Source organism: Oceanobacter sp. ABM4_470, assembly GCF_056158645.1.
Genome location: NZ_JBSWTR010000001.1, coordinates 1,797,732 through 1,817,556 on the forward strand (window position 1 = coordinate 1,797,732; position 19,825 = coordinate 1,817,556).

At 54.6% G+C, this 19,825-nt stretch carries 19 protein-coding genes, 1 other RNA gene and 1 pseudogene; 5 read left to right on the plus strand and 16 right to left on the minus strand.

What is annotated here, in order from left to right; genetic code table 11:
- Nucleotides 1-3,225, minus strand: coding sequence for a methyl-accepting chemotaxis protein (locus ACXADJ_RS07895; RefSeq protein WP_475064524.1), 3,225 nt, complete (start codon nt 3,223-3,225; stop codon nt 1-3).
- A gap of 130 nt (nt 3,226-3,355) precedes the next feature.
- Nucleotides 3,356-3,679: a DUF3301 domain-containing protein gene (locus ACXADJ_RS07900; protein ID WP_475064526.1), complete on the minus strand. Its 324-nt coding sequence runs from the start codon at nt 3,677-3,679 to the stop codon at nt 3,356-3,358.
- Between the two features lie 160 nt (nt 3,680-3,839).
- Here ACXADJ_RS07900 and ACXADJ_RS07905 point away from each other — a divergent pair, with 160 nt between their 5' ends.
- The 3 genes from ACXADJ_RS07905 (at nt 3,840) to ACXADJ_RS07915 (ending at nt 5,838) form a co-directional block, all read left to right on the plus strand.
- Nucleotides 3,840-4,118 (plus strand): peptidylprolyl isomerase, encoded by a 279-nt coding sequence (locus ACXADJ_RS07905; protein ID WP_028292499.1) that lies wholly within the window; start codon nt 3,840-3,842, stop codon nt 4,116-4,118.
- An 84-nt stretch (nt 4,119-4,202) separates the two neighbouring features.
- Nucleotides 4,203-5,261 carry a CvfB family protein gene (locus ACXADJ_RS07910; protein ID WP_475064529.1) on the plus strand — a complete coding sequence of 353 codons (1,059 nt, stop codon included), beginning with the start codon at nt 4,203-4,205 and terminating at the stop codon, nt 5,259-5,261.
- Nucleotides 5,262-5,373: 112 nt separating this feature from the next.
- Nucleotides 5,374-5,838 carry an EVE domain-containing protein gene (locus tag ACXADJ_RS07915; protein WP_475064534.1) on the plus strand — a complete coding sequence of 155 codons (465 nt, stop codon included), beginning with the start codon at nt 5,374-5,376 and terminating at the stop codon, nt 5,836-5,838.
- A 23-nt stretch (nt 5,839-5,861) separates the two neighbouring features.
- On the opposite strand, the gene ACXADJ_RS07920 is transcribed toward ACXADJ_RS07915, so the two are convergent.
- Nucleotides 5,862-6,698 carry a PhzF family phenazine biosynthesis protein gene (locus ACXADJ_RS07920; protein WP_475064536.1) on the minus strand — a complete coding sequence of 279 codons (837 nt, stop codon included), beginning with the start codon at nt 6,696-6,698 and terminating at the stop codon, nt 5,862-5,864.
- Nucleotides 6,699-6,904: 206 nt separating this feature from the next.
- Between ACXADJ_RS07920 and efpL the strand changes: the two genes are divergently transcribed.
- The gene (gene efpL, locus ACXADJ_RS07925) at nt 6,905-7,477 is read left to right on the plus strand and encodes an elongation factor P-like protein EfpL (RefSeq protein WP_028292502.1); all 573 of its coding nucleotides are present in this window, start codon (nt 6,905-6,907) and stop codon (nt 7,475-7,477) included.
- A 225-nt stretch (nt 7,478-7,702) separates the two neighbouring features.
- Nucleotides 7,703-9,310 (plus strand): ABC-F family ATPase, encoded by a 1,608-nt coding sequence (locus ACXADJ_RS07930; protein ID WP_475064538.1) that lies wholly within the window; start codon nt 7,703-7,705, stop codon nt 9,308-9,310.
- A 140-nt stretch (nt 9,311-9,450) separates the two neighbouring features.
- Here ACXADJ_RS07930 and ACXADJ_RS07935 read toward each other — a convergent pair whose 3' ends face one another.
- The 13 genes and pseudogenes from ACXADJ_RS07935 to ybfE form a co-directional block, all read right to left on the minus strand.
- Nucleotides 9,451-9,834, minus strand: coding sequence for a glutaredoxin family protein (locus tag ACXADJ_RS07935; RefSeq protein WP_475064540.1), 384 nt, complete (start codon nt 9,832-9,834; stop codon nt 9,451-9,453).
- A gap of 233 nt (nt 9,835-10,067) precedes the next feature.
- Nucleotides 10,068-12,143, minus strand: a complete 2,076-nt coding sequence (locus ACXADJ_RS07940) for a VWA domain-containing protein (RefSeq protein ID WP_475064543.1) — start codon at nt 12,141-12,143, stop codon at nt 10,068-10,070.
- Nucleotides 12,144-12,341: 198 nt separating this feature from the next.
- Entirely contained in the window at nt 12,342-13,010 is a 669-nt protein-coding gene (locus ACXADJ_RS07945; RefSeq protein WP_028292505.1) for a YEATS-associated helix-containing protein, read from the minus strand.
- 274 nt (nt 13,011-13,284) lie between these two features.
- Nucleotides 13,285-13,659: a hypothetical protein gene (locus ACXADJ_RS07950; RefSeq protein ID WP_475064547.1), complete on the minus strand. Its 375-nt coding sequence runs from the start codon at nt 13,657-13,659 to the stop codon at nt 13,285-13,287.
- A gap of 1 nt (nt 13,660) precedes the next feature.
- The gene (locus tag ACXADJ_RS07955) at nt 13,661-14,101 is read right to left on the minus strand and encodes a YcgN family cysteine cluster protein (RefSeq protein ID WP_211225051.1); all 441 of its coding nucleotides are present in this window, start codon (nt 14,099-14,101) and stop codon (nt 13,661-13,663) included.
- On the minus strand, nt 14,101-14,391 hold the full coding sequence (locus tag ACXADJ_RS07960) for a YcgL domain-containing protein (RefSeq protein ID WP_028292508.1): 291 nt from the start codon (nt 14,389-14,391) through the stop codon (nt 14,101-14,103). Before ACXADJ_RS07960 ends, ACXADJ_RS07955 begins: the two co-directional genes overlap by 1 nt.
- Before the next feature lie 79 nt (nt 14,392-14,470).
- The gene (gene rnd, locus ACXADJ_RS07965; protein ID WP_475064552.1) at nt 14,471-15,625 is read right to left on the minus strand and encodes a ribonuclease D; all 1,155 of its coding nucleotides are present in this window, start codon (nt 15,623-15,625) and stop codon (nt 14,471-14,473) included.
- A 120-nt stretch (nt 15,626-15,745) separates the two neighbouring features.
- On the minus strand, nt 15,746-16,315 hold the full coding sequence (locus ACXADJ_RS07970; RefSeq protein ID WP_475064556.1) for a hypothetical protein: 570 nt from the start codon (nt 16,313-16,315) through the stop codon (nt 15,746-15,748).
- Nucleotides 16,315-16,641: a YbaB/EbfC family nucleoid-associated protein gene (locus tag ACXADJ_RS07975; RefSeq protein WP_028292511.1), complete on the minus strand. Its 327-nt coding sequence runs from the start codon at nt 16,639-16,641 to the stop codon at nt 16,315-16,317. Before ACXADJ_RS07975 ends, ACXADJ_RS07970 begins: the two co-directional genes overlap by 1 nt.
- A gap of 126 nt (nt 16,642-16,767) precedes the next feature.
- A complete protein-coding gene (locus tag ACXADJ_RS07980) occupies nt 16,768-17,631 on the minus strand; it encodes a DNA polymerase III subunit gamma/tau C-terminal domain-containing protein (RefSeq protein WP_475064564.1) in 864 nt (287 codons plus the stop codon).
- Between the two features lie 386 nt (nt 17,632-18,017).
- Nucleotides 18,018-19,097: pseudogene (dnaX, locus tag ACXADJ_RS07985) on the minus strand (DNA polymerase III subunit gamma/tau); the annotation flags it as partial.
- A gap of 80 nt (nt 19,098-19,177) precedes the next feature.
- An RNA gene (ffs, locus tag ACXADJ_RS07990) (signal recognition particle sRNA small type) lies at nt 19,178-19,274 on the minus strand.
- A 90-nt stretch (nt 19,275-19,364) separates the two neighbouring features.
- On the minus strand, nt 19,365-19,634 hold the full coding sequence (ybfE, locus tag ACXADJ_RS07995; protein ID WP_028292513.1) for a LexA regulated protein: 270 nt from the start codon (nt 19,632-19,634) through the stop codon (nt 19,365-19,367).
- Nucleotides 19,635-19,825 lie beyond the last annotated feature (191 nt).

Consider the following 19,825-nt stretch of genomic DNA (forward strand, 5'->3'; position numbering starts at 1 on the left):
TCAATGAACCGTCGCCCGCAGCTGGTGAATCATTTCCTTCACATCTTCCGCTTGTAAGCGTTGCTGCTCGGCCGCCTGGGTAATGCCTTCAACAATGTCCATGGTGCCGGACACCCGCTGCATGATCGTTTGAATCTGATCGGCGGTTTGCTGACTGATGCGCTCGCCTTCTTCTACATCGTTCTGGGACGTTTTAATCTGTTCATTAATGTCATTGGCCGCCACCGAACAACGCTCGGCCAGCTTGCGCACTTCGGTTGCCACCACCGAGAAACCGACTCCGTATTCGCCAGCCCGGGCCGCTTCGATGGCCGCATTGAAGGCCAACAGGTTGGTCTGCCCCGCAATTTCACTGATGATGCCAACAATCTCGGCCACTTTTTCGGAGTTACCGCGAATCCGGCGCGTGGTCTTTAGCGATTCCTGCAACGACTTCAGGCCGTCTTCCGCAACCGCCGTCGTCGTCGAGACATTGCTGGAGGCCGTTTGAGCGCCTTGGGATATCTCGGAAATCGTGCCCAACAGTTTGCTGACGCAGTCGGTCATTTCCATCGACTTCTTCATCATCTGGTCTTCCAGCTCCACTTCTTTGGTGATGTCATAGGCATATTTGATGACCTTCACCACCCGGCCGTTGAGATCCTTGATCGGGTTATAGGTTGCCCGAATCCAGACATCCCGGTCGAACTTGCCCAGTCGTTTGAAGCGACCCGAAACAAACTCACCCTCGCTCAACTTGAGCCAGAAATCCCGATACTCTTCGCTGGTGACGTAATCCTGAGAGCAAAACATGCTGTGATGTTGACCGCGGATCTCTTGCAAGGTGTAGCCCATGGCTACCAGGAAATTGCGGTTTGCGCTGAGCACATTGCCTGACAGGTCGAATTCCACCACTGCCTGCCCCAGGTCGATGGCATTTACCTTGGCCTCAAACTCGACGTTACGCAGCTTGGGCAGAGTGACATCGGTGGAATACTCCACCACTTTGACCACCCGTCCCGATGGATCGAACACCGGGTTGTAACTGCCCCGCACCCACAGTTCGCGCTTGCCCTTACCGATGCGTTTAAATTCACCGGTTTCGTATTCACCACGCTCCATCTTTTCCCAAAATGACTGATAATCCGGCGACGAGCTTTCTTCATCCGGCACAAACATACGCTGATGACGACCCGCGATTTCACTCATTTCGAAGCCGTACAACAACAGGAAGTTGTTATTGGCGGTCAGTACACGACCTTCAATGTCGTATTCAATGATGGCCTGAGAGCGGTCGATGGCTGACAGCTTGCCCTCAGCATCCAGCGTTTGTTTCTTGCGGTTGGTGACGTCATAAGCCACCACAATGGTTTTTTTATGCAGGCCATCCAGCCCCATGACCGGACTCAGGGTTGCGCTGACCCAAATTTCGCGGCCGCCAGCCCCCAGCAATTTGAATTCGCCCGACACCGCGCGTCCTTCTCGTACTTTTTGCAGGTTTTCCAGACGCGTGGAACTGCGGATTTCTTCCTCATGCCTGAGCTTGGTTTCCTGCTCACCGACCAGCTCACTGGCGCTATAGCCCAGCACGCGCTCGGCCTCTTCGTTAATACCCGTGATGGTGCCTTCGCTGTCGATGTCGATCACGCAGCAACTGGCCGATACCGCATCCATCCGCACCTGATTTTCCAGCGAGCGTTGCTTGGTATCGGTAATGTCGATCATGTACTTGACGACTTTTTTGGGACGACCGGCATGGTCAAAGATGGGATTATAGGTGGCCTGAATCCAGATGCGCTTGCCCGACTTGGTAATCCGCTGGAATTCACCACTTTCGTAATCACCTTTTGCCAGCTTGTGCCAGAACGCCCGGTATTCCGAGCTGCTGGCTTCATCCCTGTCGACAAAAATGCTGTGATGCTGACCACGGATCTCATCCATGCTGTAGCCCAGCCACTTCAGGGCATTCATATTTGCATCCAGCAAATTACCCTTGAGATCAAACTCCACCACGCCCTGGGAACGGGCAATGGCCGCGACCTTACCGTCATCGTCCATGGCCTTCAGTTTTTGGGCGGTGATATCGGTTGCGAACTTGACGACTTTGTAAGGGGTTCCGGAGATATCCAAAATCGGCGTATACAATGCTTGCACCCAGGCCTGCTCACCATCACGGCGAATCCGCAGGAATTCGCCGGATTGGGACTTGCCTATCGCCAGGTTTTCCCACATGGAGCGGTACTGCTCGCTGTTAGCGTATTCCGGTGTACAAAACATGGTGTGGTGCTGACCAACCACTTCGCTGTGAGCGTAGCCGGAATATTGGAGGAAGCGTTCGTTAACGTTCAGAACCTTACCTTCCAGATCAAACTCGGCAACGATCTGGGCGCTGTCGATGGCAGCCATACGGGCCTCAGCTTCCAGATTGTTGAGTTTGTTATCGGTAATATCCTCAAGGTCGATAACAATGCGCTGCAAGCGCTGTTGGGCATCCATGATGGGCACAAAAGCGCACTTCAACCAGGCTTGGGCACCGTCCAGCCGACGAAACGGAAAGTCACCGACCCGATCCTGCCCTTGCTGAAGGTCTTTCCAGATACTGGTGTAGGTGTGGCCCGTGCGAAAATCGGCATCGCAGAGGGTATCAAACGGCATGCCACCCAAGGCTCCACCTTCACAGCGAAAGATTTTTTCAGCGGCATAGGTAGCCTGGCTGATTCGGCCATCAGCACTTGCTTCGATGAGCGGCCGAAACCGCCGCATGGAAGATACCCAGTTGTCGTTATCGCGATTCTTACCGGCGTCGTCGGTAATATCATTGGACAGTTGCAACACGCCCACCACCATTCCAGCCTCGCCTTTCACTGGTATGTAGCTGGCGTCCACTTCCATATCCCAGCCGTCCAACGTGGTGCGGATAAACTGGCCATAAATGGCTTCGCCAGAACGCAGCATCTCCCAGAATTGCGGATACTCCGGCGATTCCACTTCTTCGTAGGTACACAGCTGCTTGTGGCTCAGGTTGCCAACGTCTTCCCGAGCATAGTGATAGGTTTCCAGAAAGCGTTCGTTGCAGTCTTGCAGATGCCCTTCGAGATCGTAGTAGGCAATGCATTGTCGCCGGTCCAGCATCGTCAGCAACGACTTTGCCTTGGCGAGTGCTAAAGACTCCGCCGCTTCCGCTTGTTGCGATATGCACTGCCCAAGCACATCAATCACATTGAGGTTGGTTTGCTGATCTGACACGCCGTTTTCCGCCTATCGATTTAGAAATACCTTATGTTGGTATAGCAGCGAAAACGGATAAGCGGCGGCAAAACAGCGGAAAAGACAGGATGAACGCGATGTTTACAGAGGTATCAAGAGCTCGGGAGATTTAGTAACCGGGCCCGACCTGGTGGGGTTCCAGCTCCAGATGGGCAACCCGCTGGCCACGCAAATGGACTTCGCCTTTGTAACGGCGCTCACCAGTAGACGAAAATTCAAAGCCATAACGGCGTTCCAGGCAAAACCGTCCAGCGGCGGTACGGCTCGGTCGTATTGACTCCAGCACCAGCGTGTCGTCCAGCAACTGCACCCACTCCTGCTGGCAAGCCTTGCGGACGTGTTTCAGGGCCAATGAACGGGCTCGTTGCTGCACCATCCAGAACATCCAAACCAGCGCCAACAAGATTGGAATCAACAAGCTTCCCAGCGTCACAACCACGCCCCCTAACCCGAAAAGCGGCAGTGTGACCCCGCCCCGTCCGGATCGCAACAAGGAAGCACCCCGCACCAGTAGATTGTGTGTTTTTTGTACTGGCATGCCAGTGCCATTCTGGTATAGTCCGCCGCCCTGTCAGATCAGCCGGAGAATCTCCATGCCACGCGCCTGCGCTCGCCACATTTTGGTAAAAACCCGCGAAGAAGCGGAAAAGCTGAAAACCCAATTGGCCAAGGGAGCAGACTTTGGCAAATTGGCCATGAAACACTCCACCTGCCCGTCCAAGCGCAATGGCGGCAGCCTGGGTGAATTCAGTAAAGGTGACATGGTCAAGGCCTTCGATGACGTTGTGTTCAAGGGCCCTTTACTGAAAGTGCAGGGACCGGTGAAAACCCAATTTGGCTATCACCTGATTGAAACCATTTACCGCAACTGATTTTGCCTGTCAGAACGTAATTAAAACTCGCATGACACCGGCCTCCGAAGACGGAGGCGCCTGATCACAAGACGGAGAGACACCATGTTGCAAGCCGGCACTTATGCCCAAATGACCGTAGAAGAATTCCTGCCACAAGGCGCTTACCTTCAAGATGACGAAGGCGAACGCGTGTTACTGCCGAATCGTCAGGTGCCTGACGGCTGTCAGGTTGGCGACAAGCTGAAGGCTTTTATCTACCTGGATTCTGAAGATCGCTACATCGCCACTCTGCAACGCCCGCGCATTCAGCTGGGCCAGGTGGCCAACTTGCAGGTTGTTGATGTTAACCGCACCGGTGCCTTCATGGACTGGGGGCTGCCGAAAGACCTGTTTGTGCCTTTCGCCGAACAAAACCAGCGCATGGAAGAAGGCAAAAGCTATGTGGTGTACCTTACCGAAGACAACACCGGCCGTCTGATTGCCACCAGCAAACTGAACCGCTACATCAAGGATCGTGCGGTATCGGAAGGCGCCTGGCAGGCGGAAGGCGAGCCGCTGCTGAAGAACGGTGAAGCCGTCAAACTGCTGATCGCCCAGCGCACAGATCTGGGCTACAAGGCGGTGGTAAACAACCAATTCTGGGGCGTGCTGTACAACGACGACATTCGTACCGCCGTTCGCACCGGCATGAAACTGGATGGTTTCGTCAAACGTGTGCGCGAAGACGGCAAACTGGATTTGTCGCTGGAGCCTGTGGGCCACAAACGTGCCCTGGATCTGGCTGGCCGCATCATGAAGAAGCTGGAAGCAGGCCCCGGCATCATGGCGGTCAGCGACTCCAGCCCGGCCGACCTGATCGAAATGCACTTTGGTTGCAGCAAACGTGCCTTCAAACAAGCCATCGGCAATCTTTACAAGGAACGCAAGATCATCATCGAGCGAGACAAGATTCGTCTGGCCACCGATGAAGATCGCAAGGCGGCTAAAGCCGGTAAAAAACCGTCTACCAAGCCTGCTCCTGCTGACATCGAGAAACGCGAACCCAAACAAGCCGTCGCCCATTCATCCGACGAAGGAAACAAGAAACCCGCCGGCCGCAAATGGGTGAATAACCGCAAAAAGAAAGACAGCACACTGTCACTGAAAGCGCGTAAGAAATAATCCCTACCTGGTAGACTATAGCGCCTATTGAACTGGCTAAAGCCGGTTCGATAGCCGTCCAGCAACATGCCCCACGTCCGAATCGAACCGGGCACTTTTACGGAGCCCAACCATGGCTTACTGGCTGTTCAAAACCGAGCCCGACACCTTTGGCATCGACGACCTCAAGCAGCGTCCGAACCAAACCGAGCATTGGGACGGGGTACGTAACTATCAGGCCCGCAACTTTCTTCGTGACGACATCAAGGAAGGCGACTGGGTGTTCATCTACCACTCATCCTGCAAGCTGGTCGGCATCGCCGGACTGGCCCAGGTGGTTCGCGAAGGCTACCCAGACCACACCCAATTCGACAGTCAGTCGAAATACCACGATGATAAATCCGACCCGGACAACCCGCGTTGGTACATGGTGGATGTGAAATTCAGCGAACGCTTCAACAAGGTATTACCGTTGAAAGCGATCAAGGCAATGCCGGAAATCCGCGAACTGGGACTGGTGAAAAAAGGCCACAGGCTGTCGATTATGCCGGTGCCCGAAGAAGAAGCTGAGTTGCTGTTATTGCGAGCCAGAGGCTGATCCTCTGGCCGCAATACAGACCATCACGGCAAATAGACCTCACCGCGCATAAAGGTAACGGCTGTGCCCGTCATCAAAATCCGATCGCCGCTTTGTTCACACACAACCGTACCGCCTCGCTCTGAGGCTTGATACCCCGTCAGGGTTGCAGCACCCAGACGGTCCATCCAGTAGGGTGCCATTACTGCAAACGCTGATCCGGTTACCGGGTCTTCATCAATGCCAAACTGCGGCGCAAAAAATCGTCCAACGAAGTCGTAAGGCTGATTAAACGCTTGCGCCGTTACGATCACCCCTCCAAATTCCACCGCTTTTAACGCTGACATATCCGGCTGCAGCGAATGCACCAGTGCTTCGTTGGCCACCACCACCTGCAAGTACTCGATCCCGGCACCGACGAATTCAACCTGTTCAGGTTGCAATCCCAACGCACTCAAGTAATCCGGCTTGGCTTCACCCGCCGCAGGCATCTCGGCCCCCAACGACATGGTCATACCACCGGAGTGGCGCTCCACCGTCAGCACACCCGACAGCGTCTGAAATCGCACCACGCTGGAGTCGGGTTTGTGTTCAGTAAAGAACCAGTGGGCACTGGCAAATGTGGCATGGCCGCACAGACGGACTTCAGAAACCGGCGTAAACCAACGTAGGTGGAAATCGCACTGCTCTGCTGATGTTTTCTCCAGCGGCAGCAGGAAGGCGGTTTCTGACAGGTTATTTTCCATCGCGATTTGCTGCAGGGTTTGGTCATCCAGCCACTCTCTGCCAGTGACCGTTTCCAGAGGTATCACCGCTGCCGGATTACCGTCGAACGCCTGTTCGGCAAACGCATCGATCTGAAAAATGGGCAAAGTACGCATGGCAGTTTCCTTAGCGGGTATGGTTTGTAGGGAGCGTCATTGCATCACAGTCACCATAAGGCAGACAGGTACAATTCTGCGTTATCGCGCCATGACACTGTCGTTTTGAATCCCATTTCGGCGTATAGTCGCGGCCGAACTGTAGCGGACGCCATAAGCCATTATTCAGCAGCGTTCGCAGCGCATGTAATACTGAGGAAACCGTCATGCCAAAGGCCAGTGAAATCAAAAAGAACGCCGCGATTGAGTACAACGGCGAGGTCTACTTCATCAAGGACATCGAACGCTCCGTACCCCAGGGTCGCGCCGGTGGCAGCCTGTACCGTATGCGTATGTACAACGTGGTAACCGGTCAGAAGCTGGACGAAACCTTCAAGGATTCCGACATGCTGAACTTTGCCGACCTGGTTCGCCGCCCTTCCATGTTCAGTTACATCGACGGCGAAGCCTACGTTTTCATGGACAATGAAGACTACACCCCATACCACCTGGACAAGAGCGCCATCGAAGATGAAATTCTGTTCGTTAACGAAAACACCCAGGACCTGCAGGTTCTGGTAGTAGACGGCTCTCCGGTTGGTCTGGTACTGCCGTCCATCGTTGAACTGGAAATCACCGAATGTGAACCGTCTGTGAAAGGCAACTCAGCCACCGCACGCACCAAGCCTGCGACCATGAGCACTGGTCTGGTGGTGCAGGTTCCAGAGCATATTTCCCAGGGCGATGTGGTTCGCATCAATGTGGAAGAGCGTCGTTTTCTGGGTCGTGCCGGTAAATAATTCCAGCCGACCATAAACCTTCGCTCCAAAAACCCAAAAGCGGCTGACCCAGCCGCTTTTTTGTGCTTCTTTTACAAGACCATTGAAAACCAGTCAGTCCGAACAAATGGCCGTTGTGAACAACGTGCAAGCAAGCAAAATCGATCAAAAACAGGTATAGTGCGCCGCTATTCGACTTACATCTGTGTCTGACTTCAAGACACCCCAAATTTGCAGGACTTAGCTTTGCTTTCCACCGCCAATATCACCATGCAGTTCGGCGCCAAGCCACTGTTTGAAAATATTTCCATCAAATTCGGTGACGGCAACCGTTACGGCCTGATCGGCGCCAACGGCTGCGGTAAATCCACCTTTATGAAGATCCTCGACGGCTCACTTGAACCGTCTGCAGGCAACGTGTCGCTGACGCCAAACGAGCGTCTGGGCAAGTTGAACCAGGATCAGTTTGCCTTTGAAGAATTCACCGTGCTCGACACCGTGATGATGGGTAACAAGGAAATGTGGGCGGTGAAGGAAGAGCGTGATGCCATTTACGCCAATCTGGAAGCCACCGAAGAAGACTACATGCGCGCGGCCGAGCTGGAAGGCGAATTTGCCGAGCTGGGTGGTTACACCGCGGAGTCCAAAGCTGGCGAACTGCTACTGGGTGCCGGTATTGAAACCGAACTGCACAACGGCCTGATGAGCAGCGTTGCTCCAGGCTGGAAGCTGCGTGTGCTGTTGGCTCAGGCGCTGTTTTCCAACCCGGACATCCTGCTTCTGGACGAACCGACCAACAACCTGGACATTAACACCATTCGCTGGTTGGAAGGCATTCTGAACGACATGAAGTGCACCATGGTCATCATTTCCCACGACCGTCACTTCCTGAACTCTGTGTGTACCCACATGGCCGACATCGACTACGGTCAGATCAAGGTGTACCCGGGCAACTACGATGACTTCATGATCGCGTCCACCGCCGCTCGTGAACGTCAGCAGGCCGATAACGCCAAGAAGAAAGCCCAGATTGCCGAACTGCAGCAGTTTGTATCGCGCTTCTCTGCCAACGCCTCCAAGGCCAAGCAGGCCACTTCTCGTGCCAAGCAGATTGAAAAGATCAAGATTGAAGAGTTCAAGCCTTCCAGCCGTCAGAACCCGTTCATTCGTTTTACGCCAGAGAAAAAACTGCACCGCCAGGCAGTGATGATCGAAGGTCTGACTCAGGCTTATGACGGCGAAGCGGCGCTGTTCTCCAAAACAGACCTGATGATTGAAGCCGGTGAAAAAATCGCTGTCATCGGTGCCAACGGCGTGGGTAAAACCACCTTCCTGAAGTGCCTGGTTGGCGACCTGACGCCGACTGCCGGTGACATCAAGTGGTCTGAAAATGCCAACCTCGGTTACTACGCCCAGGATCACGAATACGAATTCGAAGGTCCGGGACGTGGCGACGTTAACCTGTACGACTGGATGGACCAGTGGAAAACCGAAGAGCAGGACGAAACCGCCGTGCGCGCTGCGCTTGGTCGACTGCTGTTCAATGCCGATGCTATTCGCAAGAACGTCAAGGTATGTTCCGGTGGTGAAAAAGGTCGTCTGCTGTTCGGCAAGCTGATGATGGGTAACCACAACGTACTGGTTATGGACGAACCGACCAACCACATGGACATGGAATCCATTGAATCCCTGAACATGGCTCTGGAAATGTACGAAGGCACCCTGGTGTTCGTATCTCACGACCGTGAGTTCGTATCCTCACTGGCGACTCGTATTCTGGAAATCCGCGACAACAAGATCGTCGACTTCCACGGTACTTACGATGAGTACCTGAAGAGCCAGGGCGTACTGTAATTACCCCGCTAAACAGGCAACCCAATGCCTGAAGTATAAAAAACGGAGCCTTGATGCTCCGTTTTTTATGCTTACTACTTTTTGTAACTGGCTTGTTCTTGTTACTGACTTATTAAAAGCACCAGAAAGCCAGTATTCAGTCAACTATCTGCCATTTGCGCGCGCAAAGCCTTCAATTCCTTGAAGCGGGCAATGTAAGCTGGAAACAGATTGTCCTTGTAGTACGCCAGCCCCGATAATGCCGCCACATCAATCTGGTACTGCTCGGCAAACAGCTGGATCAGGCCTTCCGAATCCGAACTGTAGCTGTTTTCACCCAGCTGTACCGTTGGGAAGCTCGCCTTCTCCCCCGTCTTTTGTTGCAGCAATTCTCGATAGTGATTCATCGCGGCTTCATCAGTGCCCTCAATCCGGACCAACTCGACCTTGCCCATCAGGCCAGCTTCCGCCAGAAACATCACCAGCTTGAAGCAGAATGGACAGTCACTTTTCAGGTAAGCAACGGGTTTGAACGATGACGACATACAACCTCCATAGATGCCAACACCCAGTTGCGTCGGCAAGTTCAATGTGAGGCCATAATGGCGATTGATAAGGCGCTGTTCCAGCGCTAACGCAGGCAATTCCGTTCGGTATAAAAAACGCAGATTTTCCAGTGATGAGTGCCTGCACTTTTCACAGTGCAGGCTTCTGGACAGGCCAAGGGTCAGGCTTCTGGACAGGCACCTAGACAGACGGTCGGGATATTCAAAGCCAATTACTTCTTGTCATCATCCAGGTCGAACTCTCCCCAGTCATCATCTTCGTCGGCCCCGCCGCCAATGTCGGCATCCGCGGCACCGTCATCGGCCAGTGGATCGATATTGGTATCGCTGGCGATGGTATCCGGGCTGTCGACATCGTCAGTGCTGCCAGCATCGAGGACTTGCTCCTCCCCTTCCGACATAAAGGCTTCAAAGTCGTCCATGTTCTGAATATTTTCAGCCACGGTTTTCTCATCCACCTCGTCCAGGCCCACTTCGCCTTTGGGTGCATCGTCGGAAGCATCCGCCGCTGCGGCAGCCTGCTTTTTCTTCTTCAGGAAGAAGAACACGCCTGCGCCAACACCGGCCAGCAACAGCACCACCACGGCAATCACAATCCACAACCATAGACTGGAGCCTTCTTCCTCTTCTGGCTCAGCACCTTCGGTAACCGCCGGTTCAGGCACTTCCGGTTTTTTGGGTTCAACAACAGGCTCAGGTTCCGGTGGCGGGTCGGGAGGACGAACCGCTTTGATCTCTTCTTCCGGCGCCGCCTCTTCTTCCATCTCCGCTGCCAGGTTCATGGCACCGGCCATGGCTTGTTGCGACAGGTCGGTATTAATGGGTACCACCACCGCTTCGTGATTCAGCGGGAAGGTCACATCAATATTTTGCGGATGGCTGCGGAAGGTTTTACCTCCGGCCGTAACCCCGCGGATATTCAGCTCGTATTCATAGTCGCCATCGCCTTCCGTCGGCATCGCTTCAAATTCCCAGTAGTCTCCCACCATGGTCATGGGCACAATTTTGGAACTGCCATCCGGGTAGATCGTGCGCACCAGCACCCGGCTGAGACCACGGTCAATCAAGTCCGACAATGGCTGAACGCGAATCATAAAGCGCTGTTCATCGACGTTTTCTTCGGAACTGACCTCAAACGGCTCAGACAGGTTGGCAGTCAGCGTCCGCTGGCGTGAGAAAGTCCGACCCTGCGCCAAAACTTCAAAACGGTACTCACCAGGCTGGGTAAAACGCTCGAGGGTTTTACTGAAAATGCCGTCTTCTGGCAGGTCTTCCGGATCGGAAATCAGGTGTGTGGTGGTACGACCATCAGGGTTGGTTACGCTGATAGTGAAGTCCGTCAGGCCCAACAGTGCCTGTTCGGTAATGATCTTGTCTTCGTTGGTCAGAGCGATATCGGCATTGATCGGGTCACCGCTGAAAATCGTCGCCTCGATGCCATCAACGGTCATTTTCAGATCCGACAAAATCTGCACCCGGTTTTCAGGGTCGATATCGGCATCAAGGTTCCACTCGCCGGCTTCTGGCTGCGAGATGGTAATCAGGTCAAAATTCACATCCCGGTGCCAACGCACATCGTCGGCCTGGGTGTCGCGGGTATATTCCTGGCCCGATGGCGAAATCAGCTTGGTCGTCTTGGCCCCAGGCTTGCGAAACACCAATGCGGTGAATTCACGCACACTGCTGTCGATGCTGAAGCGATTGTCGTTCAGGGGGACTTGTTCCGCCGGTGCGGCACGCTCAAACGCGCGCAGGAAGTTGCGGCTCAGGTCGTCGGCATTGGCGGGTTGCAGGAACAAGCCTCCGGTTTCCAGGGCGATTTGCTCCAGTAACTGTTTATCAGCAGCATCCGACAAGGCAAGCGTATGAATTTTGGCACCGGCTTTTTGGTACAGTGGCAGAATATCGGTGATCAAACGACGGCGGGATTGCTGGTTGGCGGCCGCTTGCGGGCCACCGTTGGCAACGTCGATCATGCCGTCTGTCAGCAGGATAACGCTTTGCTGCAGGCCGGAGTCGTCGGCAATTTTCCAGCTGGCTTTTTCCAGCGCTTCGGTGAGGTTGGTGCGCTGGCCAGCGGAATTGATTTGCCCGGCGACCTCGCGGGCCTTGCTGCGCCACTGGTCGTTCACCTGCCCCAGCGGCACCAGCATGTTGACGTACTGCCCAAAGGTCCAGACACCCGCCTGGGAGCCTTCCGGCAACAGTTCAACCACCAGGTTCAGTGCTGGCACCCGCAGGTTTTGCGGATCGGTTTCTTTCATGCTGCCGGAGATATCAATAACCACCCGGACATCCACCGAGTCATCCGCCCAAGCGGCTGACCACGGCAGGCATATCAGCATAAAAAATGTCAGGAGCCATCGGGTCTGCCGGATAGTTCCGGTCTGTTTATCACTGGTCTTAAACCACCCGATCGCTTTGTTTACCTTCATATTCCGACTCCACAACTGCGGGAAAGCGCACTTAAAACAGGTTGTGCCTGGTTACAGGTTGGCTTCCAGTACGCGGCGTCCTTTCTCGGTAATGTGCCAACGCACACCACTCTTACTGCTGACCTTGCCAGCCAGACTGCGAGTGGTCAGAACGTGCAGGGTTTTCAGTGCCGTTGATTCTTCCTGGTTCGATTCACGACACACCCCACCCAGGGAGCGGAAAATGAAGCGACCATTCGACAGCACTTTGAGAATTTCCGCAGAGGTAACGTCCAGCTGATCCTGGATTTCGTACTCCTCGGCGTCTTCCACCATGCCGTCCTGTTCTGTTTCTGTATCGACCAAAGGCAGGATTTCTTTCTGAATGGTCATCAAATTGTGCTGCACTTCTTCCGAACGCTGTTTGGCAACTTTGGCTTCAGAGAGAATGCGGTCGGACATATTGTCGACAAAGAAGCGGCTTACCAGAGCTGCAATCAAGCAGAAACCGGTAAAAATCAGCAGACGAGATGGATCGCCCTGGCTTTCCAGCACCAGCTCGCTGTTCACCACGTCCAGAATCACCGGCACCAAAAAGGAGGCACCTACCCCCACCACCAGAAATCGCGGTAAGCCAGCGGCATCCGGGTCCTTGTCGCCGTACAGATAATAATTCACCAGCCCACCGAAAATGCCCGCCAGCAGCATTACCGTAGCCAGAATAAAAATATGATTAGCCATGCTCCAACCTCACCGTAATCAGGCCGCCACGTTGGTATCAGCAAACGGACGAACCTGGCCGAATAAACATTGTTTCAATGCCCGGGATGGAAATAGTCACTCTGTGCAGGTTGTATACACAGCGACCCTTCTTTTAGGGCACCCTATGTAAACCTAGCAAAGATCTTTGTTAAGGCCAGAAGCCGGCAAGAAAAGAAACGGTACGAGATGTAGCAGAAAGAACTGAACGAGCCTGAGCGGCCCGTTCAAAAGGGAGATATATCAGAAGAAGCGGTTATGCCGCGGCGTGTTCGCCATCTTCGGCGGCTGCCGGTTTGCGCGTTTGTAAACGCACCACCATACGCACCAGAACGTACACGATGCCGACCACCAGGCCACCCAACCACCACATCAGGGCGCTTTCGGTGATCTCGGTTTCGCCGTTAATTGCCGAAAATGCTGCTACCATAAACGCCGGTGCAAATTCGCTGCGGCCTGCAGCCAACGGCGTTGGCGTCAGCAACAGAACCGGGCCCAGCATTACCAGAAAGTCACGGATAACGCTGGAGCGTTTCATAAAGAAAAACATTGCTCGCCAGCACCAGCAGCCAATCAGGGCGCTTAGCAGGTACAGGCCCCAGGCCATGGTCGGGTCAAAAAAGTTATCCATATCAGGCTTTCCAGATGATGTGATCTTCCCAGTCTTCTTCCGGCACCTGATCATCAGGTACGCCTTTGTTGGCAATGGAGATACCCGCCGAGTGAACGGTCGTCGGGTCACCACTGATCAACGGGTGCCAGTCGAACAAAGGTTTGCCTTCCGCCAGCAAGCGATAGGCACAAGTGTCGGGCAACCAGAAGAACTCGCTGGCCTGTTCCGGGGTTAGCCAGACGCAATGAGGTACTTTCTGCTGGCGCTCAAGGTACACGCTACAGCGGCAGTCACTGCGCTCCATATAGCGGCAGTGGATATCGGTGTAGTAGACCTCGTCGGTTTCGTCATCCTGCAGTTTGTGCAGGCAACAACGGGCACAGCCATCGCACAGCGATTCCCACTCGGCCTTGCTCATTTGATCCAGCGACTTGGTTTGCCAAAATGCTTGCTGGCTCATCAGTCGTCGGTATCACGCTTGCAGAACAGGTCTGGCAGGCCGGTCTCTTCCTTCGGCGGCGGCATTTGCAGAAAGAAACCCTTGTCGTCGATGCTTTCCAGAACTTGCTCGCCAGTGTAACGGGCCAGCTGCTTTTCAGCCGTGATGATCAGCGTCAGCGCCAGTTCCGGCTTGCCAAACATTTCCAGCAGCGCCTCCGGCACTCGCTCAAGGCCATCCTTGCGGGAAACGTACAAATAGGTTTCGTCTTTTTTACGACTCTTGTAAACGTCGCAGAGTACTTTGCTCATCAGTTAATCCTGTTATTCGTCGCACGTGCGCGAATAATCTTGTTGGTTGCGTGCCACGGTTGCGGCTTATTCCGTCGTTTTAGCAGCTCTCTGGTTCGGCTGTGCTCTGGTTAAGGTGCGCCAGCAGCGCATCGCCAATTTCGCTCTTGCGCCAACCGCTGAGCGTATCCGGCAGAAAATAGCGGCCCGTTTTCCAGCCCGAGCGAACCAGTGCCTCCAGCGGCTTCTTGCGAGCCAGAATTTCCGGGGGAATGTTAAGGGCTTCCGCGCGATTCACAACAATTTGTTTGATGTCTTTCAGCAGCTGACCAGCATCCGGCGACAGCGGCTTGTCGAGCACCGCGGGCCACAGGTCTTTTTCGTCTTCCATGGCTTCGCGCATCACCGCCAGTACGGTGTTGCCATCGCGGCGAATCATTTCCGGCTTCAAACCCGAGCGATTAAGCTGATCCTTGGCTTTCGGCTTATAGCGGGCGATGTTCCAGAGGCTGTTGTCGTCGATGATCTTGTTGCGTGGTACATCACGCTCACGGGCTTGCAGTTCACGCCATACCACCAGCTGCTGCAACACATGCTGTTCCTGCGGACGCAGCTTCCAGGCCAGTTTTACCCGGCGGTAATAATTGCCCGGCACATCGGTTTCACTGGCTTCTTCTACCGTGCGGGCACAGTCTTCTGCCAGCCAGTCAGTGCGTTGCAACTGCTGTAACTGGTCGACCAGCATGGGCCAGATTTTGCGCAGGTAATAGACGTCGGCTACGGCGTACTGGACCTGCTCTTCCGTCAGCGGACGAGCCAGCCAGTTGGAGCGGGTTTCTTCTTTATCCAGCTCAATGGACAGCAAGGCAGCGATGATTTTCTGGAAGCCCAACGAAGCGCCCAGCCCAACCATCGCAGCTGCCAGCTGGGAATCGGCCAAAGGACTTGGCACGGCCCCGGTTAATTGGCGACAGACTTCAAGGTCTTCCAAACAGGCATGAAATACCTTGGTGACAGACTCTGCCTGCAACACTTCGGTGAAAGCGGACCAGTCGCTGATGCTCAGTGGGTCGATCAGGAAGCAGCCTTTACTGCTGGCGACCTGCACCAGACCGGCCTTGGGATAAAAGGTGGTGGTGCGGACAAATTCGGTATCCAGCGCCAGAAACTCCTCGTGCAGCCAGTCCTTGCACGCGGCGGCCAGCGTTTCGTTGCTGGTTAACCACACAGGTACCGGTACGTTTGGCTTACTCAAGGGATTCTCCTATTGGCAGTTTCGTGCGCCAGATTCATTAATTTAAAGAGGCGGCATGGCGATGCCTGAATGCCGCAGCTGAATGCCCCAACCGGATATCACACCCGATACTCAGGGGAACTAGCGCGGCTGTATCACACCTTCAACGTGGTGTGCGGCAAATACAACACTTGCTTGTTCGGCCAGTGTTTCGAGGTAAAACGCCGTCGTCTGGGCCTCGACAGAGTCTTCCAGCACAACGTCAATACGCGATGGCCGCTCTGCGTCACTGCTCAACCGCTGCTGCAGGTATTCCAGACCCAGTTGTCGTGGGCCAATACCATCAACCGGTGACAATAACCCGTGCAACACAAACCAGTTGGTTGGCGCTTCAGGCTCTGGCAAAAGATGGTTTTTCACGCGTAGATCGGCGATCTGCTCAGGCAGCTGCACAATGCGCAAAGGTTGCCCGCCCTGCCATTGGCCATCACACACCGGACATTCTGAATCTACGGTATATGACCGGCAACAGCCACACAGACCAAGGTCGTTCTGTGCCGTTGTTAATGCTTGCATGAGCTGTCGCGCAAGCTCAGGCGAATGCGTGAGCTTACGCGACAAACGGGCAGCGGCTTTGGGGCCGATGCCCGGCAGATCATCCAGGGCTCTGGTTAGCTGTTCCAGCGGCGCTGGAATGATCGCTTTCGGCATCAGAATGGCATTTTGAAGCCAGGTGGCAGACCCATGCCCTGCGTCATTTTGGACATGTGCTCCTTGTTGGCTGCTTCGATCTTGCGAACCGCATCGTTTACCGCAGCGGCCAGCAGGTCTTCCAGCATGTCCTTGTCTTCTTCCATCAGGGAATCATCAATGGCAACGCTCTTGACGTCATGACGGCCTGTCATAACGACTTTAACCAGGCCAGCACCGGATTCGCCGGTGGTTTCTGCTTCTGCCAGTTCAGCCTGAGCCTTTTGCATTTGCTCCTGCATCTTCTGGGCCTGTTTCATCAGGTTGCCCATGCCACCTTTGATCATGTTTGACTCCTCTACCGGCATATCGCCAGTGTGTATTCAATGGTCATCCGACATCGTGCTTAGCTTACGACCGACATCGGTGTTGTAAGTTTTCGGCTCGATCACAATGGCCGAAAACGTTTGATTCTATTCCGTAAGCGGCTGAATACTGTCTGGTACCACCATAGCGTTGAAGGTACTCAGTATATTGCGAACCTTGTCGTCCGTCTCAATCGCTTGCTGAGCAATAAAGGCAGCTTCAGCGGCCAACCGTTGACGGCGCTGGTCCGGCGTTTCACCACGCGGGGTATTCAGCGCCATAACCAAACGGGCGTTAGGCAGCAAACTCTCAACCGCTTGCTGGATGCGCTGCTGCTGGTTGGCGTTAAACAATGCGCCCTGCTGCGGATCGACATCAAAAATGTATTCGTTACCACGCACTTCCACCAGCGCGCTGTTTTTGGCAATCGCCATGGGCAAACCCGCCAATGGCAAATGCGGCAACCACATCCACCAGGTATGCGGGGCCAGCTCTGGCAAGTCTTCTTTGCTGACCTCAGCCGGTGGTGGCTGTTCTGGTTCGGGCGCCGTTACAGGAGCCAGCGAGTCTTCCGCTGACGCATTCAACAGCTGACTGAGATGACCGGCCATGGCAGCACCCATCGGCGCAGGAACGGCATCGTCTTCATCCTCGTCGTATTCATCGTAGGCAGGTGGCTGGCTGGACGAACCGGAACTCCAGGGTTCGTCGTCGACCGGAATCTCTTCTTCTGCCCAAGGCACAGCCGGTGCTTCGGAGGAAACGTTTTGCACAGGTGCCGGCTGAGCAACCGGCTCAGATTGCTGTGCTGGCATATGAGTAACGGAAGGGCTAGCAGCGCTCTGATCGGCAGGCGCTTCAGGTGCAGGCGCAAACTCCATAGCGGGAGCAGCGGCGACAGAAGGCTGTTCCTGCGGCGGATTGGCCGGATGATGAGGCTGAAGCTCGACCGCCTCAGGTACAGAAGCCACAGGTTCATTGGAACCAATAGGAGATGCTGACTGGGCTGCTGGCGCTGGGGTTTTTGGAGCGGCTGGTTCTGAAGTCTCTCGTTCCTCAGCACTACTATCTTGAACACTACTATCTTCAGCAGCATTTTCCTGAGAAATACGAGACTGCGTCGAGACAGACTGATCTGCGACTGGCAGGTGTGGTTCAGAAGCTTCTGCATCGGGCACTTCAGATACTGAAGAGTCGGAAGCAGATGCTTCAGGTAAAGGGGATGAAAACCCAGACTCAGCCGTTAACTTTTTTTTTCGGCCGCCGGATCATCGGCAGCAAATACAGCAACGGAAGGATTGGTCAGCGCGGTTTCAAGATCCAAATCGGCCAACGCTTGCGGCAGCTGCTCCGGCATTGGACGGAACGCCAACATGCGCAGCACCAGCATTTCAAAGCCCTGACGCGGGTCTGTCGCCATCGCCAGGTCCTTACGACCAGAAAGCGCAATTTGATAATACAGCTGCAAGTCTTCGCCGTTCATGGCCACCGCCAGCGCCAGAATGGCCTCGCGGTCACCTTCGGCGTTATCGATGGCATCCGGCACCACTTGCGCCAGTGCGGCGCGATGCCAGATACCCAGCAACCCCTGTACCACTTCATCAAAGTCCGGGCCATGTTCGGCCATCTCAGCCACTTCAGCCAGCACTTCAGGCGCACTGCCGCGCGCCATGACTTCGGCCAGTTTGAACAGTCGACCGCGGTCCATGGTACCCAGCATGCTGGTTACCTGGTGCTCATAGACATTGCCTTCGCCGAAAGCAATTGCCTGGTCGGTCAAACTAAGGGCGTCACGCATACTGCCCTGTGCCGCACGGCCCAATTGCCACAACGCGGGCATTTCGTACTGAACACTTTCAGCGTCCAGAACGGTTTCCAGATAGCCAACAATGCTTTCCGGCGTCATGTTTTTGAGGCTGAACTGCAAACAACGAGACAGCACGGTGACCGGCAGCTTTTGCGGATCGGTGGTTGCCAGCAGGAATTTGACGTGCTCGGGCGGCTCTTCCAGCGTTTTCAACAGGGCGTTGAAGCTGTGGGTGGAGAGCATGTGCACTTCGTCGATCAGGTAAACCTTGTAGCGGCCTCGCGTCGGCGCGTACTGGACGTTGTCGAGCAGTTCGCGGGTGTCCTCAACCTTGGTACGAGAGGCAGCATCCACTTCGATCAGGTCAACAAAACGGCCTTCGGCAATTTCGCGACAGGAAGAACACTCGCCACACGGACGAGAGCTGACGCCTTGTTCACAGTTAAGACACTTGGCAAGAATTCGGGCAATAGTGGTTTTACCGACCCCACGGGTACCGGTAAACAGATAGGCATGGTGCAGACGTTGCTCGTCAAGGGCGTTGATCAACGCTCTCAGGACGTGCTCCTGGCCAACCATTTCGTGGAAGAACTTTGGCCGCCATTTACGTGCAAGTACCTGATAACTCATGAAAACGCTGACTCAGCTAAACTTCGATTGGCGAATGATAGCGACTTACGAGGGGGATGTCAGGGGAAGTTGGAGATGACCCCCATCAGCCACACCCCGGCACACGAGTCGACTACTACCGTTGCTCCCTTCCGGGCCTGGCGGGGTTCGCAGTTTATCGTTGCGAGGGGACCAACAGGGGCCACCATAACGCCCGACTTACGTCAGGAAGCGCGCATATTAATGACAACTTCTTTGAAAATCAAGGGGTTATTCAAACAAGTTGTTCTACAAATGCAGCCATTGCTTCAACGCCAACGAGATGACGTCCGCACGGGTCAGCTTCAATTCACTGGCGGCGGTGTCGAGGGCATCGATGATATCCCCTTCAATCTTGACCTCAAGACGCTGCAAGCCACGTTCCTTGTCACGCATCCGTTGGTGGCGCTTGTTAAAGCGACTCTGGGAACGGCGATCATAAGGGCTGCTTTTGGGACGACCACGTCTCGGAGTCGAGAACATATCGATCGTCGTGCGATCTTCAGGCTGAACTGACATGGGTGCTACCGACGGAAAAAACGGCCGGCATTATGCCGTCCGAGGCTCGAATTGCAATGCTGTGTTGCATTGTTCTTGCCAGCCAGCGCCCGCAAATAAGGGCGCGAGACCGTCAAAGATGCGGTGAATTACTTGCCAAGTAAATCAACTCCCAATAGTGTGGAATCTTCTAACAGCCGCAATATAGACGG

Bases quoted from the DNA above. Each gene is read 5' to 3' on its own strand.
- ACXADJ_RS07905 (WP_028292499.1), top strand. From the start codon at position 3,840: ATGCCACGCGCCTGCGCTCGCCACATTTTGGTAAAAACCCGCGAAGAA.
- ACXADJ_RS07910 (WP_475064529.1), top strand. From the start codon at position 4,203: ATGTTGCAAGCCGGCACTTATGCCCAAATGACCGTAGAAGAATTCCTG.
- ACXADJ_RS07915 (WP_475064534.1), top strand. From the start codon at position 5,374: ATGGCTTACTGGCTGTTCAAAACCGAGCCCGACACCTTTGGCATCGAC.
- ACXADJ_RS07920 (WP_475064536.1), bottom strand. From the start codon at position 6,698: ATGCGTACTTTGCCCATTTTTCAGATCGATGCGTTTGCCGAACAGGCG.
- efpL (WP_028292502.1), top strand. From the start codon at position 6,905: ATGCCAAAGGCCAGTGAAATCAAAAAGAACGCCGCGATTGAGTACAAC.
- ACXADJ_RS07935 (WP_475064540.1), bottom strand. From the start codon at position 9,834: ATGTCGTCATCGTTCAAACCCGTTGCTTACCTGAAAAGTGACTGTCCA.
- ACXADJ_RS07945 (WP_028292505.1), bottom strand. From the start codon at position 13,010: ATGGCTAATCATATTTTTATTCTGGCTACGGTAATGCTGCTGGCGGGC.
- ACXADJ_RS07950 (WP_475064547.1), bottom strand. From the start codon at position 13,659: ATGGATAACTTTTTTGACCCGACCATGGCCTGGGGCCTGTACCTGCTA.
- ACXADJ_RS07955 (WP_211225051.1), bottom strand. From the start codon at position 14,101: ATGAGCCAGCAAGCATTTTGGCAAACCAAGTCGCTGGATCAAATGAGC.
- ACXADJ_RS07960 (WP_028292508.1), bottom strand. From the start codon at position 14,391: ATGAGCAAAGTACTCTGCGACGTTTACAAGAGTCGTAAAAAAGACGAA.
- ACXADJ_RS07970 (WP_475064556.1), bottom strand. From the start codon at position 16,315: ATGCCGAAAGCGATCATTCCAGCGCCGCTGGAACAGCTAACCAGAGCC.
- ACXADJ_RS07975 (WP_028292511.1), bottom strand. From the start codon at position 16,641: ATGATCAAAGGTGGCATGGGCAACCTGATGAAACAGGCCCAGAAGATG.
- ybfE (WP_028292513.1), bottom strand. From the start codon at position 19,634: ATGTCAGTTCAGCCTGAAGATCGCACGACGATCGATATGTTCTCGACT.